This is a genomic window from Paenibacillus sp. OT2-17 (assembly GCF_009827695.1).
GTDB lineage: Bacteria > Bacillota > Bacilli > Paenibacillales > Paenibacillaceae > Paenibacillus > Paenibacillus polymyxa_B.
Genome location: NZ_WUDQ01000172.1, coordinates 1 through 7,007, shown reverse-complemented (window position 1 = coordinate 7,007; position 7,007 = coordinate 1). Strand labels below are relative to the sequence as shown.

Here is a 7,007-nt window from a genome sequence, read left to right as displayed (position 1 = left end):
ATAAAACTAGTAGAAAAAAGGAACGGGGTTTTGCTACAGGTACGGAGATTGCCAAGAATCAGTTAAAAGTGAAGCAAATTGAACGGAATAAGGATGAACTAATTGTTCAAATGACGCTGCTGCAACATGCTTTAAACAAGCCGTGGAGCGTATAGGTTTTAGAAAAAATACATTTTAAGGGGATATAACATTGTCGGAAATAGAAAAGAAAGATTCATTGCAAGTGTTAAGAAGGAAAAAAAGATTGAGAGGGATTATAGGTATTCTTGTCTTGATCATTATAGCGGGAATTGGAAGTTTTGTTTATATGAAAAAGGGGCAGGAAAAGCCCGTGGAGAGTCCTGCGAACCAGATTGTACAGGTACAGAAAACAAACATGACGGATTCGCTTAAAGTGACTGGGACCGTTCAGGCTTCCAAGGAAGTAAATATTAATTTTACAAATGTCGAGGGTGCCAAGCTCATCGCTGTCAATATCAAAGCAGGAGATAGTGTCAAAGCAGGTCAGGTTCTAGCACGATTAGATGATTCGGATGCCAGGCTGCAAATTAAGGATGCCGAATCCAATGTCGCGATTGCAAGGGCCAAGCTGGAGGAAGCCAAGCGCGGACCCAAAACCAATGATATCGAGCTCCAGAAAACCAATGTCTTAAAGGCACAAATGGCGATTAAAACAGCCAAGAACGATATGGAGTTAGAGGAAGCCGCTGCACAAAAGGTGGCAGTCAAGGTGACTTTGGATAAGGCCCAGAAGGATTATGATGACCAGGCTTATCTGGTTCAGAATGATGCGGCAGCAGAAAGTGACCTGGCGACAGCCAAGCAAAATCTGGATAAGGCAAAACTGGATATGAGCAATGCGGAGCTGCAGTACAAGAAGGCACAGACCAAACAGACTGAGGCAATTGAGGAGGCAGAAATGGGCTTTAAAACAGCTTTAATACAATTAAAGGCTGCACAGTCCCCGCCTGAAGCTTCCAACATCCAATCTGCACAGGCTTCTTTACAGCAGGCTGAAACGGCATTAGAGCAGAAGAAAAGTGTCCTGAGCAAATTACAGGTTACGGCACCGTGGGACGGGATCATTTTGAAGGTCAACGGCGATGTGGGTACTAGTCCTACTGCACCTTTTATTGTAATGAATAACTCCAATACAGGCGTTATGAAGGTTCTTGCCAAGGTTAACGAAAGTGATATTGCTAAATTGAAGACCGGACTTCAGGCTACAATGCACTCGAATTCATTCCCGGACAAACAATTTAAAGGCGAAGTACGCTTTGTTTCTCCAGAGCCGGTGACGGAATCGAATGTGACTACATACAAAATTGAATTGTCTTTGGATAGCCAAAAAATAAGGCTGCAACCGGGGATGAACATGGATGTATCACTCCTCTTGGCTGAACGTAAAGACGCGCTGTCCGTTCCATTGTTTGCATTGAGATCCGAAGGTGGAGTGGACGGAGTATATGTAGCGAAGAACCCAGCAAACCCTGCAGATTATGAATTCAGACCTGTGAAGCTGGGTGTTTATACAGCGGATCAAGCCGAAATCAAGTCAGGTGTTAAGGAAGGCGAGACCATTATTATTCCGCCTCAGGACGGTGCTGGTTCGAATGGCAGTCAAGAGGGCCAGGACCCTGATGGGGGTCAGGCACAATGAACGAAGTCCAATTAAATAAAAACGTTATTGAAATTAAAGCATTAAAAAAAATATATGAGGTAGGCGGACAGGAGATTCAGGCTCTACGTGGTGTGAATTTATCTATTAGCGAAGGTGAGTTTGTTGCCATAATGGGTCCCTCTGGTTCGGGTAAGTCCACTATGATGAATGTCATTGGTTGCCTCGATCATCCTGATACCGGGAAGTATTATCTGGATGGGTATTCCATATTGGATGCTCGTGAGAACGAGCTTTCCGAGATCCGAAATCAGAAACTGGGTTTTGTGTTTCAAAAATTCTATCTACTTTCCCGAACTACAGCATTAGCAAATGTAGAGCTACCTATGATGTATGCAGGTATACCTGCCAAGGAACGCCGGGAACGAGCCGTGGACGCGCTTCGAAGTGTAGGCCTTGCAGAACGGATGTACAACAAACCTAACGAGCTTTCTGGCGGTCAGCAGCAACGTGTCTCTATTGCGCGTGCGTTGGTGAATAATCCTGTTATTCTGCTGGCAGATGAGCCTACGGGGGCACTGGATACGAAGACGAGCGTCGAGATTATGGAGCTGTTTCAGGGTTTGAATGAGCAGGGGAAAACCATCGTCTTGGTTACTCATGAGCTGGAAATCGCTGAATATGCCAAGCGGTTGATCAGCTTTCGGGATGGGGATATTGAGCGGGATGAAAGCATTACCAATAGAAGAATTTCATCAAGGATGGCGAGCCTATGAATTTGATGGAAACGATCCGTGTATCAATTAATAGTTTAACGACCAATAAGCTGCGCTCCTTTTTAACGATTCTCGGTATTATTATCGGGGTGGCAGCGGTTATTGCCATTATGGCGATCGGAAACGGCTCTACAGCCCGCATAAAAGCAGAAATTAATAAATTAGGGAATAACGTATTGATGGTTGCTCCAGCTATGACAATGGTCGATGGTGAAATAGATTTGGACAACACGCCATCGTTTACTTGGGCTGATGTCGAGGCGTTGGAACAAAAGAATTCTATAGATGCATTGATGCCGAATATATCGAGCAATTCTAAAGCTGCGTGGGGGCGATATAACTATAACGCCACTATTGTAGGGACTTCCGCTTCATTCTATAAGGTCAAAAAGGTTTCCTTTGCCGAGGGCAGAACATTTACCAACGATGAGATGGATAAACGCATGAATGTCGCCATTCTTGAAAGCCAAGCGGTTCAACGTCTTTTTGGTGGAGATAACCAAAATGTATTGGGACGAACGTTTCAAATTAAACAGATTCCTTTCAAGGTGATCGGAGTATTGAATACTCAGCCAGTTACGAACTTAAGCTATAGTACTAATGAACAAATTTACATCCCTGCTACAACCATGATGAACCGTCTGGGTGAGAAAAACATTACGGGATTGGACGTGTCTGCCAAGTCACCAGCTTTGATGGATCAGGCTCGTCTAGACATATTGGAAAGCTTGCGTGTGACGCATCAGCTAAAACCCTCAGAACCGGATCAATTTCAAATTATGAGTCAGTCAGAGGCAGCAGGTGCAGCTTCCGGTGTAGATAATATCATGACCAGCTTACTGGGTGGTGTAGCCGCGATATCGCTCGTGGTAGGGGGAATCGGAATTATGAATATTATGATGGTTTCGGTTATAGAGCGTACAAGAGAAATCGGTATTCGGAAAGCCATTGGTGCCAAGCCGAGAGATATTATGATTCAATTCCTATCTGAAGCGGTCATCTTTGGTCTGTTAGGAGGTACAATCGGGGTTGTAACAGGCATAGGAGCGTCCAAAATAATCGAAGCAACGACACATATGACCATTGAATTTACGATCTCGCCTATTATATATTCGTTTCTTAGCTCTGCGGGCACAGGCATCCTATTTGGAGTATACCCGGCTTATAAAGCAGCAAGTTTAAAGCCTATAGATGCATTGAGATACGAATAATTTCAATTGGCACATGGTCGCAAAATGAAACGTAAACAGCTTCTAGATTTTTGGAGGAACATATACTAATGGAAAAAAGCTATACGCATAATAGAACCAGAGCTCATCGGATGAAGAGAAATAGAAGAAGACTACTGTTTATTATTATCATTTGTATTGTTCTAATTATTTTAAAACTCTTTGATATCTTTAGTAGTAAACAACAGCCGGTATTAAATAACGAATCCAAAGGGAGCGAATCACCTCTAAAAAATGTTTCGGGTGTTGAAGATGCAGCATTTGTTGAAAAATACTTGAATCAGCAAATGCAAGGACATCGGCCTGAGGGGATAGACGGTAAAAAAGTAGTCTATTTATCTTTTGATGATGGCCCATCGGTCACCGTAACGCCTAAGATATTGGATGTTCTTAAAGAAGAAAATGTGAAAGCAACGTTTTTTGTGGTAGGAAAGGCAGTAGAAGAAAATGAAGTGGCTAAAAAAATAACAAAAAGAGTAGTTAAAGAAGGACATGCTATCGGAAATCATACCTCCTCACATGACTACAGTTATTTATATCCTAATCAAACTGTGAATTCGAGCATTTTTATGAAGGATATTGAAAAAACAAATCAAGTTTTAAAGCAAATATTGGGGCAGAATTTTTCCACAAGAGTAATTCGTTTTCCAGGTGGCCATATGACATGGCAGAGAAATGATCCCAATGGTATGGAAGTGCTGGACAAAGCTCTACATGATAAAGATTACCATCAGATTGACTGGAATGTGTTACCTAAAGATGCAGAAGGTGCACCTAAGAATGCTGAACAATTAATTCGCGAATTCATAAGGAACATGGGGACTAGAGAAAAAGCAGTGGTACTCATGCATGACACTTATGGGAAGGAAGAAACAGCCAAAGCCTTGCCTGAAATCATAACATATTTAAAAAAGAAGGGATATGAATTTAAGACAATAAAGTGACTTGCCGATTCCAAACAAAACAGAAGGGACAAGCAATAATATGGATATTAAAGGTGTGGAGGATCTATATTTATCTTGCAAATCAGACCTCTTAGGCTATCTATTGAGGATATTGCATAACAAACAGGATGCTGAAGATTTGTTGCATGAGTGCTTTATTCGGTTTATAAGAGCTTCACCTGACTTGCCTCAAGATCGTATTCGGTTTTACCTTTTGAGAATTGCCAAAAATTTAGCTATAGATTTAATCAGAAAACGAAAAAAGATGGATGAATACAACTTACGCAAGGAACTGCTTTATTATCACTGGGATATCCTCGATTTTGAAATTCAGGAGGAGGTCAATCGAATTCTTTTGATGGCAAGTAATACCGAGCAAAGGACGGTACTTGAATTGCGTTTAGTCCGAGGATACTCCATAAAAGAAACGGCTAGAATCTTAAACAAGAGTGAAAATTCAGTAAAGTCTTCGCTGCACAGAGCTTCAAAACGCATTAAATTAAGATATATTTCCTGAACTGATTTGGACGACAGCAGACAATCTTTTATTCAGCAAATCGAAAGTACTAAATCTAAGAAAAAGAATAATTTCCGAAAGAGGAGTAGACATAGAGTCTGCTCCTCTTTCGTTCGATACAGAGATAAAGCAATAAGATCGATATTTTCCACCATAATAGATAATAAATATCCCCTTTTTTTGGATTGTTTCTATTTATAATGAAAACGCACCCATAACAATCAAAGGAGCTGATTTGTTTTGACACGTAACAAACGCTTAAGAAGATTGTCCACCGCCATGTTAACGGTGCCTATGCTCACGATGTTCGCTTCAGGTGCAATGGCAGAGCAGGAAATGAACGGACATAAGCCTCCGGTTTCTACTGGAAGCGGCGTATTTTATGAAATTTATATCAATTCTTTTTATGATTCGAATGGAGACGGACACGGTGATTTGAAAGGAATCACACAAAAACTTGATTACTTAAACGATGGCAAACCCCATTCGGGTAAGGATTTGCAGGTCAGCGGCCTCTGGCTTATGCCCCTTAATCCATCTCCAAGCTACCATAAATATGATGTAACTGATTACTATCAGGTGGACCCGCAGTATGGGAGTCTAAATGATTTCCGCACCTTGATGAAAGAAGCGGACCGAAAGGGCGTCAAGGTGATCATGGACCTTGTTATCAATCATTCGAGCAGCGAGCACCCATGGTTTAAGGAGGCCAGTGCCAACCCACAAAGCAAATACCACGACTATTACGTATGGGCGGATGAGAACACAGATCTGGAAGAAAAGGGCTCGTGGGGTCAGCAGGTATGGCATAAGAACCCGAATGGCGAAGGGTATTTCTACAGTACATTCTGGTCGGGCATGCCGGATCTGAACTTTGACAATCCCGAAGTCCGCAAAGAAATGATCAAAGTCGGCAAGTATTGGCTGCAGCAGGGTGCAGACGGGTTCCGGCTTGACGCGGCGATGCATATTTTTAGAGGACAGACGAAGGATGGTGCGGATAAGAACATCGCATGGTGGAATGAATTCCGTTCCGAGATGGAGAAGGTAAATCCAAATGTATATCTGGCAGGAGAGGTATGGGACAAACCGGAGACCATAGCTCCTTATTACGGACCGCTCCATTCCCTGTTTAATTTTGACCTGGGTGGAACGATTTTGAACTCCGTGAAAAACGGCCGAGATCAGGGTATCGCGGCATTCGCCGAGAAAACGCTGCAACTGTACAAATCGTATAATAAGGCGGCACTCGATGCTCCGTTCCTGAGCAACCATGACCAGACCCGTGTCATGAGCGAAGTGGGCGGAGATGTGCGAAAAGCCAAGCTGGCTGCTTCCATTCTTTTGACGCTTCCGGGTCAGCCGTTCCTCTATTATGGGGAAGAAATCGGTATGAAGGGAGAGAAGCCTGATGAGTATCTTCGTGAGCCTATGCGCTGGTACAAGGGAGATGGCCCTGGTCAAACGACGTGGGAGAAACCCAAATACAACACAGGCGAGGTATCAGTGGAAGCGCAGCTGAGGGACGATGATTCCCTGCTGGAAAGCTATCGCACACTCATCCGTCTGAGGGAAGAACATGAAGCTTTACGCAGCGACAGTCTGCAACCTATACAAGCAGGTTCTGCCAGCGTGACCGCATTTAAACGTACTTCAGGCAAAGAAGCACTATATGTATATCATAACCTGTCTGGAGAGCCGGTTACCCTGCAGATGAAAGATTTCGATAAGGGTAAATGGAAAGTGGTCTTCTCCACCTCAAAGAATGTAAAGGTGAAGAAAGGAACAGTTACAATTCCGGCTTACAGTTCTCTAATTACCGAAGAAGACAGAAAGAGCTGAATATACGGCAAAATTACTGTTCAGATGAAGCAGGATATATATCGATGAATCCAGTTTGGGGTGTTAACAGCACCCCCTTTT

At 43.0% G+C, this 7,007-nt stretch carries 6 protein-coding genes; all 6 read left to right on the top strand.

From position 1 onward, the window contains the following. The first annotated feature begins 190 nt into the window (after positions 1-190). The 6 genes from GRP75_RS16335 (at position 191) to GRP75_RS16310 (ending at position 6,926) form a co-directional block, all read left to right on the top strand. Entirely contained in the window at positions 191-1,660 is a 1,470-nt protein-coding gene (locus tag GRP75_RS16335) for an efflux RND transporter periplasmic adaptor subunit (RefSeq protein WP_160789819.1), read from the top strand. Further along, entirely contained in the window at positions 1,657-2,394 is a 738-nt protein-coding gene (locus GRP75_RS16330) for an ABC transporter ATP-binding protein (protein WP_013310325.1), read from the top strand. The genes GRP75_RS16335 and GRP75_RS16330 overlap by 4 nt, the downstream gene beginning before the upstream one ends. Next, positions 2,391-3,605 carry an ABC transporter permease gene (locus GRP75_RS16325; RefSeq protein WP_160789818.1) on the top strand — a complete coding sequence of 405 codons (1,215 nt, stop codon included), beginning with the start codon at positions 2,391-2,393 and terminating at the stop codon, positions 3,603-3,605. The genes GRP75_RS16330 and GRP75_RS16325 overlap by 4 nt, the downstream gene beginning before the upstream one ends. 68 nt (positions 3,606-3,673) lie before the next feature. Further along, positions 3,674-4,567, top strand: coding sequence for a polysaccharide deacetylase family protein (locus GRP75_RS16320; RefSeq protein ID WP_160789817.1), 894 nt, complete (start codon positions 3,674-3,676; stop codon positions 4,565-4,567). A gap of 40 nt (positions 4,568-4,607) precedes the next feature. Beyond that, complete coding sequence (locus tag GRP75_RS16315) at positions 4,608-5,084, top strand: RNA polymerase sigma factor (RefSeq protein WP_160789816.1); 477 nt, start codon at positions 4,608-4,610, stop codon at positions 5,082-5,084. 240 nt (positions 5,085-5,324) lie between these two features. Further along, positions 5,325-6,926, top strand: a complete 1,602-nt coding sequence (locus GRP75_RS16310; RefSeq protein WP_076160454.1) for an alpha-amylase family glycosyl hydrolase — start codon at positions 5,325-5,327, stop codon at positions 6,924-6,926. Positions 6,927-7,007: the final 81 nt, after the last annotated feature.

Bases quoted from the DNA above. Each gene is read 5' to 3' on its own strand.
- GRP75_RS16330 (WP_013310325.1), top strand. From the start codon at position 1,657: ATGAACGAAGTCCAATTAAATAAAAACGTTATTGAAATTAAAGCATTA.
- GRP75_RS16325 (WP_160789818.1), top strand. From the start codon at position 2,391: ATGAATTTGATGGAAACGATCCGTGTATCAATTAATAGTTTAACGACC.
- GRP75_RS16320 (WP_160789817.1), top strand. From the start codon at position 3,674: ATGGAAAAAAGCTATACGCATAATAGAACCAGAGCTCATCGGATGAAG.
- GRP75_RS16315 (WP_160789816.1), top strand. From the start codon at position 4,608: ATGGATATTAAAGGTGTGGAGGATCTATATTTATCTTGCAAATCAGAC.